At 65.9% G+C, this 20,683-nt stretch carries 18 protein-coding genes and 1 tRNA gene; 10 read left to right on the forward strand and 9 right to left on the reverse strand.

Going from position 1 to position 20,683, the window contains the following annotated elements:
• Window positions 1–112: 112 nt before the first annotated feature.
• Window positions 113–907 (forward strand): LamB/YcsF family protein, encoded by a 795-nt coding sequence (locus CBW24_RS04715; RefSeq protein ID WP_097372833.1) that lies wholly within the window; start codon window positions 113–115, stop codon window positions 905–907.
• On the opposite strand, the gene CBW24_RS04720 is transcribed toward CBW24_RS04715, so the two are convergent.
• Genes CBW24_RS04720 through CBW24_RS04740 form a run of 5 tightly spaced genes read right to left on the reverse strand, consistent with a single transcriptional unit; the run spans window position 904 to window position 6,022 of the window.
• Complete coding sequence (locus CBW24_RS04720) at window positions 904–1,113, reverse strand: hypothetical protein (protein WP_088662247.1); 210 nt, start codon at window positions 1,111–1,113, stop codon at window positions 904–906. The genes CBW24_RS04715 and CBW24_RS04720 overlap by 4 nt on opposite strands.
• Window positions 1,110–2,594 (reverse strand): amidase, encoded by a 1,485-nt coding sequence (locus CBW24_RS04725; protein ID WP_232530125.1) that lies wholly within the window; start codon window positions 2,592–2,594, stop codon window positions 1,110–1,112. Before CBW24_RS04725 ends, CBW24_RS04720 begins: the two co-directional genes overlap by 4 nt.
• Window positions 2,594–4,099, reverse strand: a complete 1,506-nt coding sequence (locus CBW24_RS04730) for an MFS transporter (protein ID WP_097372834.1) — start codon at window positions 4,097–4,099, stop codon at window positions 2,594–2,596. Before CBW24_RS04730 ends, CBW24_RS04725 begins: the two co-directional genes overlap by 1 nt.
• Window positions 4,092–5,036 (reverse strand): polysaccharide deacetylase family protein, encoded by a 945-nt coding sequence (locus CBW24_RS04735; RefSeq protein WP_097372835.1) that lies wholly within the window; start codon window positions 5,034–5,036, stop codon window positions 4,092–4,094. Before CBW24_RS04735 ends, CBW24_RS04730 begins: the two co-directional genes overlap by 8 nt.
• The gene (locus CBW24_RS04740) at window positions 5,033–6,022 is read right to left on the reverse strand and encodes a polysaccharide deacetylase family protein (RefSeq protein ID WP_232530128.1); all 990 of its coding nucleotides are present in this window, start codon (window positions 6,020–6,022) and stop codon (window positions 5,033–5,035) included. Before CBW24_RS04740 ends, CBW24_RS04735 begins: the two co-directional genes overlap by 4 nt.
• 121 nt (window positions 6,023–6,143) lie before the next feature.
• Between CBW24_RS04740 and CBW24_RS04745 the strand changes: the two genes are divergently transcribed.
• The 9 genes from CBW24_RS04745 to CBW24_RS04785 all read left to right on the forward strand — a co-directional run bounded on the left by CBW24_RS04745 (window position 6,144) and on the right by CBW24_RS04785 (window position 14,530).
• Entirely contained in the window at window positions 6,144–6,866 is a 723-nt protein-coding gene (locus CBW24_RS04745) for a TetR/AcrR family transcriptional regulator (protein WP_088662243.1), read from the forward strand.
• A 381-nt stretch (window positions 6,867–7,247) separates the two neighbouring features.
• Complete coding sequence (locus CBW24_RS04750) at window positions 7,248–8,117, forward strand: transporter substrate-binding domain-containing protein (RefSeq protein ID WP_097372836.1); 870 nt, start codon at window positions 7,248–7,250, stop codon at window positions 8,115–8,117.
• A 206-nt stretch (window positions 8,118–8,323) separates the two neighbouring features.
• Complete coding sequence (locus CBW24_RS04755; protein ID WP_097374127.1) at window positions 8,324–9,124, forward strand: amino acid ABC transporter ATP-binding protein; 801 nt, start codon at window positions 8,324–8,326, stop codon at window positions 9,122–9,124.
• Window positions 9,124–9,792, forward strand: a complete 669-nt coding sequence (locus tag CBW24_RS04760) for an amino acid ABC transporter permease (RefSeq protein ID WP_088662241.1) — start codon at window positions 9,124–9,126, stop codon at window positions 9,790–9,792. The genes CBW24_RS04755 and CBW24_RS04760 overlap by 1 nt, the downstream gene beginning before the upstream one ends.
• A 72-nt stretch (window positions 9,793–9,864) precedes the next feature.
• The gene (locus CBW24_RS04765) at window positions 9,865–10,533 is read left to right on the forward strand and encodes an amino acid ABC transporter permease (protein ID WP_088662240.1); all 669 of its coding nucleotides are present in this window, start codon (window positions 9,865–9,867) and stop codon (window positions 10,531–10,533) included.
• A 12-nt stretch (window positions 10,534–10,545) separates the two neighbouring features.
• Entirely contained in the window at window positions 10,546–11,472 is a 927-nt protein-coding gene (locus tag CBW24_RS04770) for an N-carbamoyl-D-amino-acid hydrolase (RefSeq protein ID WP_097372837.1), read from the forward strand.
• A gap of 12 nt (window positions 11,473–11,484) precedes the next feature.
• A complete protein-coding gene (gene hydA, locus CBW24_RS04775; RefSeq protein ID WP_198405231.1) occupies window positions 11,485–12,939 on the forward strand; it encodes a dihydropyrimidinase in 1,455 nt (484 codons plus the stop codon).
• A complete protein-coding gene (locus tag CBW24_RS04780; protein ID WP_097372839.1) occupies window positions 12,939–13,601 on the forward strand; it encodes an aspartate/glutamate racemase family protein in 663 nt (220 codons plus the stop codon). Before hydA ends, CBW24_RS04780 begins: the two co-directional genes overlap by 1 nt.
• On the forward strand, window positions 13,598–14,530 hold the full coding sequence (locus CBW24_RS04785) for a LysR family transcriptional regulator (protein WP_141100229.1): 933 nt from the start codon (window positions 13,598–13,600) through the stop codon (window positions 14,528–14,530). The genes CBW24_RS04780 and CBW24_RS04785 overlap by 4 nt, the downstream gene beginning before the upstream one ends.
• 111 nt (window positions 14,531–14,641) lie before the next feature.
• On the opposite strand, the gene CBW24_RS04795 is transcribed toward CBW24_RS04785, so the two are convergent.
• From CBW24_RS04795 to CBW24_RS04810, 4 genes are all read right to left on the reverse strand, one after another.
• The gene (locus CBW24_RS04795) at window positions 14,642–17,971 is read right to left on the reverse strand and encodes an error-prone DNA polymerase (protein WP_097372840.1); all 3,330 of its coding nucleotides are present in this window, start codon (window positions 17,969–17,971) and stop codon (window positions 14,642–14,644) included.
• The gene (locus CBW24_RS04800; protein WP_232530130.1) at window positions 17,971–19,527 is read right to left on the reverse strand and encodes a Y-family DNA polymerase; all 1,557 of its coding nucleotides are present in this window, start codon (window positions 19,525–19,527) and stop codon (window positions 17,971–17,973) included. Before CBW24_RS04800 ends, CBW24_RS04795 begins: the two co-directional genes overlap by 1 nt.
• Complete coding sequence (locus CBW24_RS04805; RefSeq protein ID WP_232530139.1) at window positions 19,418–20,152, reverse strand: ImuA family protein; 735 nt, start codon at window positions 20,150–20,152, stop codon at window positions 19,418–19,420. Before CBW24_RS04805 ends, CBW24_RS04800 begins: the two co-directional genes overlap by 110 nt.
• A 339-nt stretch (window positions 20,153–20,491) precedes the next feature.
• Window positions 20,492–20,566: transfer RNA gene (locus CBW24_RS04810), tRNA-Glu, on the reverse strand.
• Window positions 20,567–20,683: the final 117 nt, after the last annotated feature.

Consider the following 20,683-nt stretch of genomic DNA (forward strand, 5'->3'; position numbering starts at 1 on the left):
GTATACCATCTGTATTCCAATGCAAGCCCGCTGTGTTTTGGCGCTGCCGGTGCTTGACCCCGGCGGCCTGCGGCGCGAGTTCTGGCGCGACATCAGGAGCGGAGACGATGGAATGGCGCGACGGATCGATTTGAACTGCGACATGGGCGAAGGCTTCGGCGCCTATGTGATTGGCGACGACGCGGCGATGATGGCGCTGGTCAGTTCGGCCAATGTCGCCTGCGGGTTCCACGGCGGCGATCCCAGCGTGATGCGCGACACCATCACCTTGGCGCGGGAGCATGGCGTGTCGGTCGGGGCGCATCCGTCGTTTCAGGATCTGCACGGGTTTGGGCGGCGCCGGATCAGCGGTGAGCGCCCCGAAGATCTGGAAGCGCAGCTGATCTATCAGATTTCGGCGATGCAGGGCATGTGCGCGGCGCATGGGCACCGGATGACTCATGTGAAGCCGCATGGCGCGCTCAACAACATGGCCGCCGCCGATCCCGATCTTGCCGCGCTGTGCGTCCGGGCGGTGCAGCGGGTGGATCCCGATCTGGTCTATGTCTCATTGCCCTATTCCGAGACATGGACAGCGGCGGAGCGGGCGGGGCTGCGGCTTGCCTGCGAGATCTACGCGGACCGAAGCTATACCGACGAAGGCGCATTGACCCCGCGCAGCGCGCCGGGGGCGGTGATCCATGATCCGGCGCAGAGCCTCGATCAAGTGCTGGAGATGGTCGTGAACGGCCACATCCCGACCACAGGCGGAAAACGCCTGCCGGTGGAGCCCGTGACGCTGTGTGTGCATGGCGACACCCCCGGCGCGGTCGACATCGCCCGCGCGCTGCGCACCGCGCTTGAGGAAAACGGAATCACCATCGCGCCCTTTGCCGGGGCTGGTGCGGCTGGGGAAGCCGGGCGCTAGGCGTCGATATCGGTACGCGGCCCTAGCAGCGGGGCGGTGAGCTTATCGCTTTGGCGCGGTATGTTGCGGCCCAGCGCCAGCGCGCGGTCATAGGCGGCGGCTGCGCGCGTCAGGTCCGCGCCGGTCGGTGCCTGCGCGCCGCTCCGCTCCCAGACCAGCCGCGCGGCGATGGCGGAGGGGCTGCTGTCGTCGGGGTGATCGGTCATGGGGTGATGCTCCTTTCGTGGTCTTGGGCGGCGGGGGCCATGCCGCCACATGGCGCACGGCGCGGGGTATGGATGCCACGGTGCGCGAATTCCTGTTCCAGCGCATGCGCCGCGCGGATCAGCACCGCATCCTGCCGGAACCCTGCGGCCAGTTGCACGGCCACGGGCACGCCGCCCTGTGCGGTATCGGTCAGACCCGCAGGCAGTGACAGCGCGGGGTGCCCGGTCAGCGAAAAAGCACTGCCTGCCGATCCGGTGGTAAAGCTCTGCACGGCGTCGGTTTCGGTGATCCGGGGCGCGGGCCCGTAGGTCATGGGTAACAGCAGCAGATCGACCTGTCCGAACAGCGCATCCACCTGCGCCACCAGACGGCGGCGTTCCCGCGTGGCGGCAAGGTAATCGACCGCGCGCAGATACATCCCGGTTTCCAGCTTATCGCGCAGGGCCTGTCCCATGCGGTGGCGCTGGGTCAGGAAATCACGCTCATGCAGGGTGAAGCTTTCGGCCCAGTTGATCGGCGCGGCGACAGCGCGGAATTGCGACGGCGCGACCGGCATGTGCAGATCCTGCACATGGGCCCCCAGCGCGGCAAAGGCCTGCGCGGCGTGGTCGAGAGCCGCGAGGATCGCGGGGTCGGGTGGCCCCTCCGGCCCGTCGAGATTGGTGATCCGCCCCACCTGCAGCCCGGCGATGGAGCGCCCCGGCTGCGCGGCGAGGCACGGCGGCGCGGCGGTAAGGCTGACATCGCAGCCGGGGTCGTGTCCGGCGATGGCGTCATGGACCAGCGCGGCATCCGCCACGGTGGCGCAGATCGGTCCCGGCGTATCGAAGCTCCATGTATTCGGCAGGATGCCCGCGCGCGACAGCCCGCCAAAGGTCGGCTTGAACCCCACGACGCCGCATCCAGCGGCGGGCAGGCGGACGGAGCCGCCCGAGTCCGTGCCCAGGGTGAAGCACGCCGACCCCGCCGCCACCGCCGCCGCCGACCCCGATGACGACCCGCCGGTATAATGCGCCGGGTTCCACGGGTTGCGCGCGGGCGGGGCGGGCAGGTCAAACCGCACATGGCCCGATCCGGTCCCGTATTCCCAAGTGTTGCACTTGCCGAGCAGGATCGCGCCCTGCGCCTCCAGCCGCGCGACGAGCGTGGCGTTCAGGGTCGGGTCGTAGTCCTGCGGCACGGCGGAGCCTGCGGTGGTGGGCAAGCGCGCGGTGTAGATCGTGTCCTTTACCCCGAACGGCACACCATCGAGCGGGCCGCGCCGCGCGCCCTGCGCCGCGCGGCGGTCTGCCTCCGCGGCTTGGGCCAGCGCCGCGTCGCCGTCATGGCGGAGATAGGCGTGGATCTGCGGTTCGGTCGCGTAAAGCCGTTCGAGCACCGCCGTGACCAGAGCGGTCGCACTCAGCCGCCCGGCGTCCAGCGCGGCGGTGATGTCGGTCAGGGCCCATGTGGCGGGTGAGGTCTCGGACGCGGCAGCCATCAGGCGCTCCTTTTCGTTGGGCGGCGCGCCGGGGTGGCGATGGCGGCGCCATCCTCCCCGCGCAGCGTCAGCGCATAGCCCAGCCCGGCCAGCGCGGTGATCGCCGCCATGCCGACCATCGCCGCCGAAATCGCATCTGCGCCGGGCGCGATGCCAAGCGCGCCAAGCTGCGCCACCAGCACCGCCGCAATAGAAATGCCAAGCGCCATCGACAGTTGCTGCCCGACGCCAGCCAGTGCCGTCGAACTGCTCTGCCGGTCTGCGGGCACGTCTGCAAAGACGAGCGTGTTGATCAGGTTGAACTGCAGCGACCGGCTGATGCCGAAGACCAGCACCAGCGCAACCAGCACTGGCAGCGGCGTGTCCGGGCCGACCAGCGCCAGCGCGACGGTCAGCGCCGCCGCGATCCCGGCATTGCCGGCAAGCCCGCGGCGGAACCCGGCGCGGCGCAGGATCATCGCGGCAAACGGCTTTAGCACGATCGCGCCCCCGGCGATCAGGACCACCACGGTCCCGGCCCGCGCGGCAGACCAGCCAAACCCCAGCTGAAGTTGCAGCTGAAGCAGGAACGGCACCGCGTTGATGCCGATCCGTGCGGGCACGCCCCAGCCTAGCGCCAGCCGGAACAGCCGCAACCGCATCAAGGACAGGTCAAGCGCGGGCTTGCCGGGCGGGCGGGGCGCGGGACGGTGCAGATAGAGACCCATCGCCACCGGCACGGCCAGCAGCAGCGCCAGCGTTAGCGGCACCGGCAGCAGGGGATGCACCAACTGGTCGATAACGATCTGCGCCGCCGCAAGCACGATGGCGATCAGGCCGAAGCCGCGCCAATCGAACGGGGCGCGCGGCGTCGCCCGGTCCGACTGCGCCGGAGCATCGGCAGGCAGGATGCGCATGGCGAACACCAATCCGATCAGCCCCAGCGGCAGGTTGACGAGAAAGATCAGCGGCCATGTCGCATAGGTGACGATCCAGCCGCCCAGCAAGGGCCCCAGCACCGGGCCGATCTGCACCGGTGTCGACATCCAGATGATGGCGCTGGCCAATTGTGCGCGGGGTGTGTGCCGGATCAGCAGCAGCCGCCCGATCGGGGTCATCATCGCCCCGGCGGTAGCCTGCGCAATGCGCATGACGACCAGTTGCGCCAGCGATTGCGACAGCGCCGCGCCGAGCGAGGTTACCATGAAGCCCAGCACCGCCAGCAGAAATACCCGCCGCGCGCCGAACCTGTCGGCCAGCCAGCTGCTGGCCGGGATCATCACCGCGAGCGTCACAAGATAGACGGTCACCGCCACATTGACCCGCAGCGGGGGAATGCCGAAATCGTCGCCGATGGCCGGAAGGGCGGCGATCAGGATCGTGCTGTCCAGCGTTTCCATCAGGAACGCGATTGAGACGCAAAGCGCGAGCGGCACGATACTGGCCGGGGGACTGTCCGGGGGGCTGGCTGCCGAATTTGCCACTCCGTCCTCGCCGCTGCTGCCGCCGGGGCGCGTGTCAGCCATTGCGCAGGTCCAGACTGGCCGCAAGGATATCCGCCACCTGCACCGTGCGCGCGCCGTCGATGCCGCCGAGCATGTCGAGGATGCGTTCGAACCCGTTGATGCGGAACGGCTGTCCCATCAGCCACGGCGACAGATTGAGGCAGAGCAGGCGGGGTGTGCCGCTGTCTGCGGCCTCGCGCGTCAGACGGCGGGCGGCTGCGGTGATATTGGCCTCGAAATCCGCAAGCCGGGCCTGCCGGGCAAAGAGGATCTCGCGGTCCGACAGTTCGAACGCGGCGGGAAGCGACGCGATGGTGCCGGTGCCGGTCTGAAACGCATAGGGCGCCTCGTCATTGGCCCAGTCGGCCATGGCGGTGATCCCGGCCTCCCGCAGCAGACGCGGCGTGCGGGTCGATTGCGACCAACTGGGGCTGTGCCACCCGGCAGGCTCCAGCCTTTCGGCGCGCAGCAGCGACAGCGCCTCGGCAATCATCGCGCGCTCGGTGTCTTCGTGGAGGCCTTCGTGATGGATCGCTCCGGCGTCCAGACCGGCGGCGACCACGTCCCAACCTGCCTCGCGAATGTAGCGCGCAAGGATCGGGTAGCGCTGCGCCACGCGGGCGTTGAGAAACGCACTGGCCGTCATGCCACGCGCGGCCAGCGCATCCATCATCCGGTAGATGCCGATGCGGTTGCCGTAATCGCGCTGGGTGTAGGTCTCTGAATCCGGCCATGGCCGGGCGGGCGCGCCGATGGGCAGAAACGGCTGTCCGCTGATGTCGAGGGGGAACCATTCGACCGCGATTTGCAGCCAGATGCCCAGATGCACGTCCGGGCCGAAATCCAGTCGCGGCACGGACCATGTGTCACGCGGGGCGTAGAAATCGTGGTCCATGCCCGCGCGCAGCTTCGGCATCTGCAAGTGTTCCGGCCCGGTGGGGGTGATCTGGCGGCTCATGCGCGGTCTCCGTGCAGCTGGCCCAGCCAGTCGGTCATGGTGTCGTAATGGGTGGCCTCGTAATGGGCGGCGATCTCGCGCGCAGTGGGATACCAGACCTGATCGTGGGATTTCACATGGTCGAGGAATTCGGCAAAGGCGTCGATCCGGTGCGGCTGCCCCAGCACGAATGGATGAATGGCAAAACACATCACCCGGCCATTCTCTGCGCCCTCGGCATAGAGCCGGTCGAACTGTGCCTTCAGTGTTGTCAGCATCTCGTCCACGGCCATGTTGTTCCAATGCGCCAGCGGAATGTCGTTCATCTCGATCGAATAGGGCACGGTGACAAAGCGGTGATCCGGCCCGACATCCAAAGGCATCGGCTGATCGTCGTGGAAATAGTCGAGCGTGTAGCGCAGCCCGGCCTCCGCCAACAGGCGCTGGGTTTCCAGCGAGGGCGTGATCGCGGGCGTCAGCCATCCGTCGAGCCGCTGACCAAATCGGCCAATCGCCTCCTGCGAGGCGCGGATGACGGCGCGCTGATCCTCTAGCGACATGCCGTAGAAATAGCGCGTGTTGTAAAGCCCGTGGGAAAACAGCTCCCACCCCAGATCGCACATCTGGCGCACCTCATCGGGGAAGTGGTCGCAGACCGAGACCGACAGCGAGACCGAGCCGCGAATGTCGCGCTTGGCCATTTCCTCGACAATTCGGCGGAAGCCGACCCGGTGGGTATAGTCGCGCCAGCTATAGTTCAGCACGTCGGGGGTAGTGCGGGGGTAGGGCGTGCGGTTGGGATTGACCGGCGGCTGCCATTCGTAATGTTCGACATTCGGCGCAATCCAGAACGCCACCCGGGCATCGCCGGGCCAGCGCAGCCGGGGCCGCCCCCGCATGGGCGCATAAGGATAATCACCGGTGTCGACGGGGCGCGCGCCGGGCGGGAGATAGGCGCTTTCGGTGGGATGTCCGGCAATCGGGCTTGGGGAATCGGGTGCCGGCATCTGCGCCTCCATAATATCAAACGGTTGTTTTAATTTTCTAGGCGCGCCACATTGCCCTCGCAAGGCGAAAGCCGCAAAGAGGACGCCGACGCGATGGGTGGTTCGGGGAGATGCCGCAATTATGAGCAACGAGCAGCAGCAGACCGACAGGGCCGGGCAGGGCAGTCGCGCGGCGCAGAAAACCCCCAAGGGCGAGCAGGCCAAGCGCGCGATCCTCGCCGCGACCAAAGAGCTTGTCGCCCGCAAGGGGCCGCATGCCACATCGGTGCGCGATGTGACCGAAGCCTCGGGCGCCAATGTCGCGGCGGTCACCTATTACTTCGGCTCCAAGGATGCGCTGATCGCGGCGGCGATAGATGACATCACGGGCGCGGTGAATGCCCGGCGGCTGGCCCGGCTGGATATGACCCTGACCGCATCCCAAGGTGCTGCGCTGGCGGGCGAGGCGATCCTGCGCGCGCTGATCGAGCCGATCGGCGAGGTGTCGCGCGCCGAGGATGGCGGCAGCCTTTATCTGCGGATGCTGTATCATATGCGCATCCAGCCGCAGGATCCGCTGGCGCAGGCAAGTTTCGCCCGCAACGACCATGTGGCGCAGCGCTTCATCTCCGAAATGGCGCGGACCTTCCCGCATCTGACCCGGGACGATCTGATCTGGCGCTATGAATTCGCGCGCGGTGCGGCGGTGCATCTGCTGTCGGATATGGACCCGCTGGTGCGCCGGATCGAGTTGCTGGGCGCGCGCGAGGACGGGGCCGAACTGTCGGACCGGGTGTTTGACCGGGTGATCGGGCTTATCATCGGCGGCTTTGCCCCCGCCGACCGCGTGCCAAGCAGGTTCTGACTCTATGCGCTTTACCCGCTGAGAGCCGAGTCGCCTGCGCCTGTTCGCACTCAAACGGTTGTTTCAAAACTGCATGAACTTTGCGCAAGGCTGCCTCATACGGCGCGCTTGGGTTTTCGAACCTGATTGCACCGAAATTGTAAAACAGTTGTTTTGTTTCGTGGTTGTGCGCGAGTATTCGTTCAAAAATCAGTTGGTTACGAAATTTTCGCGCGCGTGATTATCGGCCAATCTGCGGCAAAATCATAACCAAACCTTATAATATTATTAGAGAGATAGGCTGAAATTATATTGTTCTCACCGCTGGCATGGGTGGAGTGCCGGAAGGGGTCCGCTCGCAAGACGTCACCAACAAGGGCCCGGCCAACACGGAGAACACACATGTTTCAGATGAAATGGACCGGCATCGCCGCGCTTGCCTGCGCCACTGCGATCAGCGCCGCGACTGCCCATGCCGCCGATATCGCCGAGGTTAAGGCCGACGGCTATAAGGTCGCGCTGGATGGCACCTTTGCGCCGCATGCCATGCCCACGATGTCCGGCGGCATCGAAGGCTTCAACGTCGATCTGGCAGCGGCGATGGCCGAAAAGCTGGGCGTGCCGGTGGATGTGACCGCCGCGCAATTTTCGGGTCTGCTTCCCGCTTTGCAGGCTGGCACCTATGACTTCATCGCCGCCCCGACCACGGTGACCGAAGAGCGCGCCGCGAACCTGCTGTTCACCGAAGGCTTCATGGACACCAACTTCAGCTTCGTGGTGCCCGCAGGCACCGAGCCGAAGACGACGCTCGATGATTTCAAGGGTCTGACCATCGCTGCCAACAAGGGGTCGGTCTACGAATCGTGGCTGACCGAACGCGCTGGCGACTACGGCTGGGAGGTGATCTCTTTCGGCACCCAGACCGATGCGGTCGAGGCCGTGGCGTCAGGCCGGGCGGATGCCAACCTTGCCGGGATGACCGGGGCTGCATGGGCGGCCAAGAAGAACCCCCGCGTCGATCTGTCGGTGGAGGTCGATACCGGCCTTGTCTGGGCGCTGCCGTTCCGCACCGATGACGCCGCCACCCGCAACCTGATCGACAGCGTGATCGAGTGCCTGAAGACCGACGGCACCATGGCCGCCCTGTCCGAGAAATGGTTCGGCGTCACCCCCGAGGAAGGCCGCACCATCGTCACCCCGACCCCCGGCTACGGCACGCCGGGCTTCGCCGGGTATGACGAAACCGCGCATGAGGTCGGCTGCACCTTCTAAGCGGCTTTGTAAGTCCACGACATCGGATCAGGCCCCTTGCGCGGCCTGATCCCCCCGATGCGCCGCCCGCGCGGCGCGATGGATGCCAGCAGAAAGGCACGATGATGACCGATACACCCGACAGCGTGCAGCCCCAGCCCGTGCAGCCCCAGCCCGTGCAGGCTCAGCCCAAGACCGCTCAGCCGGGGCAGGATCGGCCGCGCAAGATGCTGGAAGTCATCGCGCTGGAGAAACGCTTTGGCGAAACGGATGTGCTCAAATCCATCGATCTGACCGTGCATGCCGGGGAACTGGTCTTTGTCATCGGGCCGTCGGGGTCCGGCAAATCGACGATGCTGCGGTGCTGCAACCGGCTGGAAGAGCCGACCTCCGGCGCGATTATGGTCGATAACGAACGGATCACCGATATCACCCGTCATGATCTGGACCGGATGCGGCTGAAGGTCGGGATGGTGTTTCAGGGGTTCCACCTCTACCCGCATATGAGCGTGCTGAAAAACGTGATGCTTGCGCAGGTGAAAGCCCTGAAGCGCAGCAAGCCCGAGGCCGAAGCCCGCGCGATGGATATGCTGGATCAGGTCGGTCTGGCGCATAAGGCCGCCGCGATGCCTGCGGAATTGTCGGGCGGACAGCAGCAGCGCGTGGCGATCGCGCGGGCGCTGGCGCTCGATCCGAAAGTGATGCTGTTCGATGAGCCGACCTCCGCGCTCGATCCCGAACTGGTGGGGTCGGTGCTGCGGGTGATGAAACAGCTGCGCGAGGCCGGCATGACCATGGTCGTGGTCAGCCACGAGATGGAATTTGCGCGCGAGGCTGCCGACCGGGTGGTGTTCATGGATGGCGGCTATGTCGTCGAGCAGGGCACGCCGGAGGAAATCTTTGGCGCGCCGAAGTCGGATCGGTTGAAAAGCTTCCTGTCGCGGGTGTCGGGCCATGCGCCCGGTGCGCGGTCCGCTGAGCATTCCGACGCGCGCCCCGCCGCGCCGCAGCCGGAGCCCGCCGTCTGATGCGCTTTCTAGAGACGTTCTTTAACCCCGCGGTGATTGCGAAATACACGCCTGCGCTGATCGAGGCGCTGTTCACGACGATCTGGCTGTCGGTCATCATCGTGCTGAGCGGCCTGTTGCTGGGCGCGGTGCTGGCCTGTCTGCGGGCGTTCCGGGTGCGGGTGCTCTCGGCGCTGATCGTGCTGTTTGCCGATTTTTTCCGCGCCATTCCGCCACTGGTCGCCATCCTGATCCTGTATTTCGGGATGCCCTCGGTCGGCGTGGTACTGTCGGACTGGGTCGTGCTCTACCTCGTGCTGGGGCTGGTTCTGGCGGCCTTCTCGGAGGAGATCTTCTGGGCCGGTCTGACCGCCGTGCACAAGGGACAGTGGGAAGCGGGCCGCGCCACGGGGCTGAGCTTTGTGCGGGTGCTGGTGGAAATCGCGTTTCCACAGGCATGGCGCATGGGCATTCCCCCGCTGGTGAACCGGGCCTTGGCCATCACCAAGATGACGGCGCTGGGATCTGTGATCGGGGTAAAGGAAATCCTGTCGGTGTCCGCCTCCGCGCAAAGTTTCTCTGGCTCCGCCACGCCGCTGACGATGGCGGCGGTGGCCTACATGATCATCTTTATCCCTGCCGTGATCGCGTCGCGCATGATCGAGCGGCGGTTCCACTACGCCACCTGAGCGCCGCCCGCCCGCCTTCCGCGCAGCGGCGGCGGGCGCGCCCCTCCCCGAGCAATCCGAAAAGAGCCCTCAATGGATAATTTCCTGCAAGCCTTCTTCGATCTGGACGTGATGGCACAGTCGCTGCCGCTGTTGCTGCGCGGCGCGCTGGTGACGCTGCAACTTTGCGCGGTGGTGATCGGTCTGGGTCTGGCGGGCGGGCTGGCCTTGGCGCTGGCGGCGCTGTCGCCGCGCCGCTGGCTGCGCTGGCCCGCCGTTTGCGTGATCGACTTCTTCCGCGCGCTGCCGCCGCTGGTCTTGCTGATCTTCGTTTATTCGGGGCTGCCCTTTGCGGGGCTGGACCTGTCGCCCTTCGTGGCGGTGGTGATCGCGTTCCTGCTCAACAACTCCGCCTATTTCGCCGAGGTGTTCCGCGCGGGCATCAACTCCGTTCCCAACGGTCAGATGGAAGCGGCGCGCGCCACCGGGCTGACCGGGGTGCAGGCCATGACGCATGTTCTGCTGCCGCAGGCGGTGCGCAACGTGCTGCCCGATCTGCTGTCCAATACCGTCGAGGTGGTGAAGCTCACCTCGCTGGCTTCCGTCGTGTCGCTGTCGGAGCTGCTCTATGCCGCGAATATGGCGCGGTCAGTCACCTACAATTCCTCGCCGCTGGTTCTGGCGGCGATCCTCTACCTGCTCGTGCTGTGGCCGCTGGTGCGCGTGATCTCGCGCTATCAGCGCGGCCTTGCTATCCACTGAAAGGACACGTCCATGCCCACCATGAAAATCGCAGCCGCCCAGATGGGCGGCATCCAGAAGGACGAGACCCGCGAAGAGGTCATCGCCCGGATGCTGACCCTGATGGATGAGGCACATGCGCAGGGCGTCGAATTCCTTGCCTATCCTGAAATGACGCTGACCACGTTTTTTCCGCGGTTCTATGTCGAGGATCGCGCCGATTTCGATCACTGGTTCGAAACCGAGATGCCCAATGCCGCGACCCAGCCGCTGTTCGAGCGCGCGCGCAGCTATGGCATGGGCTTCACCTTCGGGTATTGCGAGCTGACGCCCGAGGGCGACCATTTCAACACCGCGATCATCGTCTCCCCCGAGGGCGAGATCGTGCTGAAATACCGCAAGACCCATCTGCCGGGCCATGCCGATTACGAGCCCGAACGCACGCATCAGCATCTGGAAAAGCGCTATTTCTTGCCCGGCGATACCGGCTTTGGCGTGGTGCGCAGCCAAGGCGTGGTGATGGGGGCGGCGATCTGCAATGACCGCCGCTGGCCGGAAACTTGGCGCGTGCTGGGCCTGCAAGGGGTGGAACTGGTTGCGATCGGTTACAACACACCCTCGCAGAACAACCTGTCGGCGGAGGAAGGGCCGGAGCGGCGGCTTTACCATCACGAATTGTCGGTCTGCGCCGGGGCCTATCAGAATTCCACCTATGCCATTGCGGTTGCCAAATGCGGGATGGAGGACGGCAATCACATGATCGGCGGGTCGATCATCGTCGATCCCGACGGCTTCGTCATTGCCCGCACCGAAGGCGAGGGGGACGAGCTGATCGTCGCCGAGGCCGAATTCGAAAAATGCGCCTTTGGCAAATCCACTGTGTTCAACTTCGCCGCGCATCGCCGGATCGAACATTACGACCTGATTGCCAGCCAGACTGGCGTCGAGACCCCGGAATAAGCGAGACAGATCATGGACTTCGATACAGTCATCCATTCCGGGCGCATTGCCACTGCCGAGGATGTGTTCACCGGCGATATCGGCATCAAGGACGGGCGCATCGCCGCGCTGGGCGAGAAGCTTTCCGGCGGCGCGGAGCGCATCGACGCGGGCGGGCGCATCGTCGTGCCCGGCGGGATCGAGGCACATGCCCATATCGCGCAGGAAAGCTCCGCCGGGGTGATGAGCGCGGATGATTATTACAGCGGCTCGGTTTCGGCAGCCTTCGGCGGCAACTCCGCCTTCATCCCCTTTGCCGCGCAGCACAGGGGCCAAAGCATCGACGAGGTGCTCGACACCTATGACGCGCGAGGGCAGCGCTCGGTGCTGGATTATTCCTATCACCTCATCATCTCTGACCCGTCCGAACAGGTGCTGGCCGAGGGATTGCCGCAGGCCTTCGCGCGGGGGATCACCTCCTTCAAGGTGTTCATGACCTATGACCTGATGAATATCGGCGACGAAGGGATGCTCGATATTCTTGAGGTGGCCCGGGCGCATGGCGCGATTACCATGGTCCACGCGGAAAACAACGCGATGGTCAAATGGATGAACCGCAAGCTGGCCGATCGCGGGCTGACCGCGCCGCGCTACCACGCCCTGTCGCGCCCGGAACTGGCCGAGGCCGAAGCGATCCACCGCGCGATTCAGCTGGCGAAGCTTGCCGATGCGCCGATCTTCATTGTGCATGTCTCCACCGAAGCGGGGGCGGACATCGTGCGGCGCGAGAAATTCGCGGGCGCCAAGGTGTTTTCCGAAACCTGTCCGCAGTATCTGGCGCTGACCCGTGACGATCTGGACCGGCCCGGCATGGAGGGCGCGAAATTCGTCTGCTCGCCCCCGCTGCGCGGCCCGGAAACGCAGGCCGCATTGTGGCATCACATGGCGCAGGGCACGTTCGAAAGCCTGTCGTCGGATCACGCGCCCTATCGATTTGACGAGACAGGCAAGTTCCTCAACGGCGCGGACGCGCCCTATCCCAAGATCGCCAACGGCATGCCCGGCATCGCCATGCGCTTGCCTTACCTGTTTTCCGAAGGCGTCATGGCCGGGCGGATCACGCTGGAGCGGTTCGTGGCGCTGTCTTCGACCAATGCGGCCAAGACCTTTGGCTGCACGACCAAGGGCCGCATCGCGCCGGGGATGGATGCCGATATCGCGATCTGGAACCCGGAGGCGGAATGGACCGTCACCCAAGCCGACCAGCATGACAACATGGATTACACGCCGTTCGAGGGGATGCGCATCACAGGTCGTCCCGAAACGGTGCTGAGCCGAGGCGCGGCAGTGATCCGTGACGGAGAGTTGCAGGCGACCGAAGGGCAGGGGCGGTTCTTTGCGCGCGCACCCGTCGATATGAGCGGCATCCCGGCGGTGAGCGGGCCGGAATTCGACCGTGCCTGCAATTTCGACACCGAGCTGCGCTGATGGGAAAGATCGTTGTCGTTAATCCGAACTCCTCGGCGGTGGTGACCGCCGGGATCGCGGAGGCCCTGCGCCCGTTCGGTGACCATTTCGAGGTGACGGACCTGCCCGAGGGACCCGCGACCATCGCCACCGAAGAGGACGTCGCTCGCGCGGCGATCGGGTTTGCCGAACTGGCACAGACGCGGCCCGATGCGCTGGCCTTTGTCACGGCGTGCTTTTCCGATCCCGGTCTGGATCTGGCGCGGTCGCTGGTGCCGCAACCGGTGATCGGCGTGCAGGAGGCGGGCATTCTGACGGCGCTGGGGCAGGCGGATCTGTTTGGCATCATCGCGCTCAGCGCACGGTCCATCCCGCGTCACCGGCGTCGGATGCGGATGATGGGCGTGCTGGACCGGCTGGCCGGGGAATTGCCGCTGCCCGATGTCTCGGCCGAGGATTCGGGCCGCGACGAGGCGCTTTATGCGCATCTTCTCAGCCTTGCGACCCAGCTGGGCGAAATGGGCGCAGGCGCGGTGGTGCTGGGCTGTGCCGGGATGGGCCCGGTCCGCGCGCGGCTGGAGGCCGATACCGGGCTTGCCATCATTGATCCCGTCACCGCCGCCGGAGGCATGGCACTGGCGCGGGTGATCGATCATCTGCCCGTGGCGGGTGCCCGCGCGTGAGCAAGCCGCAGGATCTGCCTGATGTATCCTTGCGGTTGATGGAGATCTTTACCGCGATGATGCGCAGCGCCACCACCGTTCAGGCGGCGGAGCAGTTGGGTATTTCACAGCCTGCGGTGTCCGCCGGGTTGCGGCAGTTGGAAACCCAGCTGGGTCTGACCCTGTTTGAGCGCACAGGCCGCCGCCTGCGTCCCACCGCCGAGGCTCATGACCTGTTCGGCGAAATCCACCCGATGTTCGGGTTGATCCGCTCCTTCTCCACGCGGGCGCGGGATCTGCGCGAAGGGCGGGTGGGCCGGTTGCGCGTGATGAGCACGCCGCCGCTGGGATATTCGGTCGTGCCGCCCGCCCTGCGCCGGTTTCTTAACGAACGTCCCGATGTGACGATTTCCTTCGATGTGCGGCGGCTGGAGCCGGTGGTGGACGCGGTGCAGACCGGGCAGGTCGATGCCGGGCTGGTGCTGAATGCCGAACGGCTCGACACCGTCAATGTCAGCGTGCTGCAACGCACCCAGATGGTGGTGCTGGTGCCCGCCGACGATGCGCTGGCGCAAGAGGATCTGATTACGCCGGTGCAGATCGCTGAACGAGATCTGGTCGGCATCGATATCGGCTCCCAACTGGGGCGGTTGGTGGCGCGCGGGTTTGAACTGTCCGCCGCGCCTTACCGCCCCCGGATCGAGGTGCGCTATAGCCAGACTGCCGCCGAACTGGTGACCCAAGGTCTGGGCGTGGCGGTGGTCGATCCCTATTCTGCGGCGCCGTATCTGGCGCGGGGCGGTGTCGTGGCGCGTCCGTTTTTCCCGGTGAGCGAAGTGCGCGCCTCCGTCATCACCCGCAAGGGCGTGCCGCATGTGGGGCTGCTGACCCGTTTCATGGCCGATCTGGCCCGCAGCATGGAAGAAAACCCGCAGGCACCGCGCCTGTGATCCCGGCCCTTGTGCCGCCCGGTGATGCACTTCCGGGCACGGATGGAGCGGGCACGGATGGAGCGGGCACGGATGGAGCGGGCACGGGCGGAGCGGGCACGGCAGGCGGGGTTAGTGGAAATCCCGCGATTTCGGCATGGTGCGCAGATTGCGTGGATGGGCACGGATGCCAACCTGTCCGGGGATCGGATGCGTGGGATGATCGCCACGGGTGGTGATGGTGGGCAGGTGCCCTTCGGACAGGGCCACCAGCCGGTCACTGCGGTCTTGCAGATCATCCGCGACGATGTGGATCACCCGGCCATCCGTCTGCACCCGACCGCGCACGACCATCAGGCGCGACGACATGATGATGGCGCGGTACGCCTTGAACATCTTGGGCCAGATCACGAGGTTGGCGATGCCGGTTTCATCCTCCAGCGTGATGAAGCACACGCCCTTGGCGCTGCCGGGTTTTTGGCGGACCAGCACCAGACCGGCCAGCGAAACGCGCTGCCCGTGGCGGCGGGCGGTCAGGTCCGAGGCGGCGGTAAAGCCTTGGCCCGTCAGGCTGCGGCGGTAGAACGCCATCGGATGAGCTTTCAGGGACAGCCGCAGGGTCTGATAATCCGCGACGACATGTTCGGATCTGGACAGGGCGGGCAGGCTGACTTCGGGGTCGGGGCCCTCGGACGCGGCTTGGGCGTGATCGAAAATCGGCAAGGCAGGGGCATCCTTCAGCGCCTGCGCCTGCCACAAAGCCTGCCGCCGATCCGGTCCCATGCTGCGCATGGCATCGGCGGAGGCCAGCCTGCGCAGGGAGGCCACGTCCAGTCCGGCCCGGCCTTGCAGGTCGGCAATGTCGGTGAACGGCGTGTCGCGGCAGGCCATGATCCGCAGGCCCGCCTTCTGTTGCAGCCCGCCGATCATCCGCAGGCCCAGCCGCAGGGCAAAGCCGTCACCGCAAGGTTCCAGCGTGCAGTCCCAATCGGAATAGTTCACGTCGACGGCATGGACCTGCACGCCGTGATCGCGGGCGTCCCGCACGATCTGCGCGGGCGCGTAAAAGCCCATCGGCTGCGAATTGAGCAAGGCACAGGCAAAGGCCGCCGGGTAATGGCATTTCAGCCAGCTTGAGACATAGACCAGCTTGGCAAAGCTGGCGGCGTGGCTTTCGGGGAAGCCGTATTCGCCAAACCCCTTGATCTGATCGAAGCAGCGCTGGGCAAAGACCGGGTCATAGCCCCGCGCGATCATGTTGCCGATCATCTCCGATTGCAGCAACTCGATCGTGCCGCGCGACCGGAATGTCGCCATCGCCCGGCGCAGGTCGTTGAGTTGCTGGGGCGAGAAATTCGCGGCATCCATGGCGATCTTCATCGCCTGCTCCTGAAAGATCGGCACCCCGAGCGTGCGGCCCAGAATCCGTTCCAATTCGTCCTGCGGATGCTCCGGGCCGGGGCGGGGATAGGCCACCTCCTCCAGCCCCTGCCTGCGCCGCAGATAGGGGTGCACCATATCGCCGTGGATGGGACCGGGCCGCACGATGGCCACCTCAATCACGAGGTCGTAGAACACGCGGGGGCGCAATTTGGGCAGCATCGCCATCTGTGCCCGGCTTTCCACCTGAAACACGCCCAGACTGTCGCCCCGGCACAGCATGTCATAGGTCGGGCGCTGATCGTCGGGGGCGTGATCTTCGATCGGCACCGTGGCCAGATCGAGCGGTCGGTCATACTGTGCCGCCAGCAGATCGAAACATTTCGCGATACAGGTCAGCATCCCCAAGGCCAGCACATCGACCTTGAAGATTTGCAGCGCGTCGATGTCGTCCTTGTCCCATTCGATAAAGCTCCGCTCCGGCATCGCGCCATTGCCGATGGGCACGATTTCGGTCAGCGGGCGTTCGGTCAGGATGAAGCCGCCCACATGCTGCGACAGATGCCGGGGCATGCCGATCATCTGCCGGGTCAGTTTCAGCACCATGCGCAGATAGGGGTCGGACAGGTCCAGCCCGGCCTCCTTGGTGCGGGCCTCGTCCATTTCACCCTCGAAGCTGCCCCAGATGGTGCCTGCCAGCTTCGAGGTCACATCCTCCGACAGGCCCATCGCCTTGCCCACCTCGCGGATGGCGGAGCGGGGCCGGTAATGGATGACGGTCGCGCAGAGGCCAGCCCGGTGGCGGCCATATTTGCGATACATATACTGGATGACCTCCTCGCGGCGTTCATGTTCGAAATCCACGTCGATATCGGGGGGCTCGTCCCGTTCCTCGCTCAAAAACCGTTCAAACAGCAGGTCGTGTTCGTCGGGATCGACCGAGGTGATGCCAAGGCAGAAACACACAGCCGAATTGGCGGCGGAGCCGCGCCCCTGACACAGGATCGGCGGCGTGGCCTCCTCGCGGGCGAAGCGCACGATGTCATGGATGGTCAGGAAATAGCGGGCGATCTTCTTGGATGCGATCAGCGCGAATTCCTTGCGGATCGTCCGGGCCACATGATCGGGCACCCCGGCCGGGTAGCGCCACGCCGCGCCCGCCCATGTCAGCCGTTCCAGTTCCTCTTGCGCGGTGCGTCCCTGTGGCACGATTTCGTTGGGATATTCGTATTTCAGATCGGTCAGCTGAAAGACGATTTCGTCCGCCAAGGCCCGCGTCGCGGCGATCGCATGGGGCCAGTCGGCAAAGAGGCGGCACATTTCGGCGGGGGATTTGAGGTGCCGCTCGGCATTGGCCTCCAGCAAGAACCCTGCACGGGGAACGGTGACGCCCTCGCGGATGGCGACCATCACATCCTGCAGGGGCCGCCTGTCGGGGGCGTGATACAGCACGTCATTGGTGGCAAGGATCGTCAGCCCCTGCGATTGTGCCAGCCGGTCGAGCCGGTTGATCCGCGCCCGGTCATCCCCCCGGTAGAGAAACGTCGCCCCGATATGGCGCAGGCCCGGTAGGGCGGCCTTCAGCCTGCGCAGATCGGTCGTGAACCTGTCCAGATCATCCGGCGGCATCGCGATCAGGTGCAGGCCTTTTGCATGCGCGGCCAGCATGTCCAGCGTCAGGTGGGTTTCGCCCTTGGCCTGCCATGCGCCGTCGATGTCTTGCATCTTGCCCTGCGACAGCAAGGTGGACAGGCGGGCATAGGCGGCGCGGTCCTGCGGATAAGCCAGAAGCTCACAGCCGCATAACAGGACAAGCCGGGCCCCGATCAGGGGCTTGATACAGGCGGTCGCGGCCTCGGTATGGATGCGCACCACCCCCGCCAACGTGTTGCGGTCGGCAATGCCGATCCGGTCATAGCCAAGCAGATTGGCCGTGGCGGTCAGGTCGGTCGCGTCCGAGGCGGCCCGCAGAAACGAGAAACAACTGGCAAGGCCGAATTCCACATAGGGCGCGCGGGGCTGGGGGGTGAACTGCCCGGCCTGCGCCAACATGCGGCGTTTATGTCCTTCCTGCAGCGGCATCAGGCGAAAAACCCGTGCAAGAACCAGCGCGGCGTGTCCCCGCGCCCGTCCTGCAGCAGTCCTTCGCGATAGAGCCAGAAACGGCGCCCGTCCTGCACTTCGACCTTGTAGTAATCGCGCAGCCGGGTGCCGGGGCGGTCGCGCCACCATTCCGGCGCGATGCGTTCCGGCCCGGCATGGCGCACCGTCTGGTAGCGCACGCGGCGCCAGCGGAATTGCGATGGCGGACCTTCGGGCACCGCGTAGATCACGCTGATTTCCTCAGCGGTCTCCAACAGGCGCAGGGGGCGTTCGCGGGGCATGACAGGGGTTTCGGCGGGGGCTTCGGCGGGGGTATTGGTCAGCGCGGGCACGCGCGCCTCCACCCGGTCGGGTCTGTGGCTTTCGCGCAATGTGGGCCATGTCACCTTATCCTGTCCCAGCCGGGCGGTCAGACGGTCCAGCAGCCCGGCAAGGTCCGCTTGCGGGTCGTGCTGGCCATCCAGCCGGTTCTGGATCAGCGGCACAGGTTCCACGCGCGTGGCCTCAAGCGTCAGCAGATCGAACCCAAAACCGGGGTCGATGCTGTCGAGTTTGCCGTCAAAAAGGCGCAGCAGATGGGCCGGGTCGCGGCTGGCGCGGGCGGTGGCCAGATCCACTTTCCGGCATTCGCTGTCCACCCGGTAGACGGTAAGCCGCATCTGCCGCATGCCCATTTCGGCCCGTGCAAGGGTGTCACACAGATCGCCGATCAACTGCCTGAGATGAGGGTAGGGGTCGATCACCGCCTCGGACAGCAGCGCGCGGGCCATGTAGCGCGCCTGATCGGGGGGCGCGTTCACAGGGTCCGGTGCGCGGCCCAAAGCGCGGTCCAGCAGGATCAGCGGGTTATGCTCCGCCCCCGCCGTGGCGAAGCGGCGCATCAGCGCGGCCCGCGGCACATCCGCCAAGGCACCTATCGTTTTCAGCCCGGCCCGATGCAGAAGCCGATCCGTGGTTTCATTCAGGCGCAGGGCCATGACCGGCAACGGGGCCAGATGCGCGGCGACATCGTTGCGGGTGCAGATCGTGTGATTGGCGGCGTGGCGGGCTACGGCCTGCGCCGCGCTGCGCGTCGGCGCCATCGCCACCCGCGCGGTCAGCCCCTGCAGGGCAAAGCGCTGGGTCATGTCGCGCAGCAGCGCGGCCTCCCCCCGGAACAGATGCGCGGCCCCTGTGACGTCGAGGATCAGCCCGTCGCGGCCATCTTGCACCGTCCAAGGGCACCAGCGCCGCGACCAATGCACCAGCCGCTGCATCAGGGTCTGATCGGCGTCCAGATCGGCGGGTTCGGCATGCAGATCGGGATGGATCGCCTGCATGTCCACGACCCGCGCGCCCGGCGCTATCCCCCGGCTGCGGGCGATGGCGTTGCAGCAGTGGATGACCGGCCCATGCGCGCCCTCACGCCACAGCGCCACAGGCACGTCACGATCCGGCAGCGTCCGATGCTGGCTGACGATCCGGGTCCACCGCTCCATCGTCAGCATGGGGAACCAGACGGAAACGATCTGCGGGTCGGGGGGCATCCGGGTCATAACAGGCCACCCACCGGCCAGGAGCATGGCCGCGCGCCCGAAACAGATCTGCATCCCAGCGCAAAGCCCCGGAGGCATGTGTGTCGTGCGGATGCGGGCCGGAGGGCAGGGAGGCCAGCCGCCAGCGCATGCGCGCCGCGCTCAGCCCGCCGGGATCGCCACTGCGGATCAGATAGACCGGCACCCCCGATGCTTCGGCCCGGATGGCAAGCCGCTGGGTCGCCGTGAAGCTGAGCGCCGCAGGTGCGCCGTGGATTTCGCCCACCACCGCCGCCAGCGCGGAACAGGCCGCGCCTTCCTCCATCGCCCATAGCACGTCGCGCGGGTGGCTCACGGTGATCTGCAAGATCGCATGCCCGCGCCGAAAGCCCCGCAACCCCGGAAGATAAACCCGTCCGTTTTCGCGTCGGGAGGCGCGATCCTGCACCCACAAAACCGGCCCCTCCGCCCGTGCGCCCAAGAGCGACAGCACAAAGCCGGTAGCAGCGCCATCCGTGCCCCCCGCAGGATGCACATCCGTCAGCGCGGCAGCCTGTGCAATATGCTGCAAAGCCCGCCCCCGCGCAGGGGCAAGGGAGCGCCGCGGCAGCGAGAGAACCCGCCCATATGAAGAATCGTTGGCCATGCACGACTCCATATGTTCACATTTTGTTCCGGTTTTGAATATCGGAATCTGACCTGCGGGCGCGCCCCGACGTGAACCGTGCTAGGGGGCAGGGGGTGAGGTTGCGGGGGCAGGCTTGGCGACGTGCAGCAGGGCGAACAGGCGCTCCATCACGCCGCCCCCCGAACACAGCGCCACGCGCATAAGATCCGGTCGACACGCCGATCAACGGAACGGTTGCGCAGAGGAAACAAAAAAGGAAAGCGCCAAGGAAGCCATGCCACAGACACACAGCACAGCAGAATACCCCGTTCGGGTGTCCCGAAATGGGTGTTTGTTCTGAGTAACTTACGGGGAAAGTGGCAGCCCGTAGGGGAATCGAACCCCTCTTTCCAGGTTGAAAACCTGGCGTCCTAACCGATAGACGAACGGGCCTTGCCGTGGCGTGGGGCGTATCTAGAAAAACCCGCCGGAGGGCGCAAGCGCTTTTTTCGTTGCGGGTGCCGATTTTTGTGTCCGGGGCCGCATGACGTAGGTGGAGCAGGCCGCGGC

The organism is Pacificitalea manganoxidans, assembly GCF_002504165.1.
In the GTDB taxonomy this organism is placed as follows: Bacteria; Pseudomonadota; Alphaproteobacteria; order Rhodobacterales; family Rhodobacteraceae; genus Pacificitalea; species Pacificitalea manganoxidans.

Bases quoted from the DNA above. Each gene is read 5' to 3' on its own strand.
- CBW24_RS04715 (WP_097372833.1), top strand. From the start codon at position 113: ATGGCGCGACGGATCGATTTGAACTGCGACATGGGCGAAGGCTTCGGC.
- CBW24_RS04720 (WP_088662247.1), bottom strand. From the start codon at position 1,113: ATGACCGATCACCCCGACGACAGCAGCCCCTCCGCCATCGCCGCGCGG.
- CBW24_RS04725 (WP_232530125.1), bottom strand. From the start codon at position 2,594: ATGGCTGCCGCGTCCGAGACCTCACCCGCCACATGGGCCCTGACCGAC.
- CBW24_RS04730 (WP_097372834.1), bottom strand. From the start codon at position 4,099: ATGGCTGACACGCGCCCCGGCGGCAGCAGCGGCGAGGACGGAGTGGCA.
- CBW24_RS04735 (WP_097372835.1), bottom strand. From the start codon at position 5,036: ATGAGCCGCCAGATCACCCCCACCGGGCCGGAACACTTGCAGATGCCG.
- CBW24_RS04740 (WP_232530128.1), bottom strand. From the start codon at position 6,022: ATGCCGGCACCCGATTCCCCAAGCCCGATTGCCGGACATCCCACCGAA.
- CBW24_RS04745 (WP_088662243.1), top strand. From the start codon at position 6,144: ATGAGCAACGAGCAGCAGCAGACCGACAGGGCCGGGCAGGGCAGTCGC.
- CBW24_RS04750 (WP_097372836.1), top strand. From the start codon at position 7,248: ATGTTTCAGATGAAATGGACCGGCATCGCCGCGCTTGCCTGCGCCACT.
- CBW24_RS04755 (WP_097374127.1), top strand. From the start codon at position 8,324: ATGCTGGAAGTCATCGCGCTGGAGAAACGCTTTGGCGAAACGGATGTG.
- CBW24_RS04760 (WP_088662241.1), top strand. From the start codon at position 9,124: ATGCGCTTTCTAGAGACGTTCTTTAACCCCGCGGTGATTGCGAAATAC.
- CBW24_RS04765 (WP_088662240.1), top strand. From the start codon at position 9,865: ATGGATAATTTCCTGCAAGCCTTCTTCGATCTGGACGTGATGGCACAG.
- CBW24_RS04770 (WP_097372837.1), top strand. From the start codon at position 10,546: ATGCCCACCATGAAAATCGCAGCCGCCCAGATGGGCGGCATCCAGAAG.
- hydA (WP_198405231.1), top strand. From the start codon at position 11,485: ATGGACTTCGATACAGTCATCCATTCCGGGCGCATTGCCACTGCCGAG.
- CBW24_RS04780 (WP_097372839.1), top strand. From the start codon at position 12,939: ATGGGAAAGATCGTTGTCGTTAATCCGAACTCCTCGGCGGTGGTGACC.
- CBW24_RS04795 (WP_097372840.1), bottom strand. From the start codon at position 17,971: ATGCCGCTGCAGGAAGGACATAAACGCCGCATGTTGGCGCAGGCCGGG.
- CBW24_RS04800 (WP_232530130.1), bottom strand. From the start codon at position 19,527: ATGACCCGGATGCCCCCCGACCCGCAGATCGTTTCCGTCTGGTTCCCC.
- CBW24_RS04805 (WP_232530139.1), bottom strand. From the start codon at position 20,152: ATGGCCAACGATTCTTCATATGGGCGGGTTCTCTCGCTGCCGCGGCGC.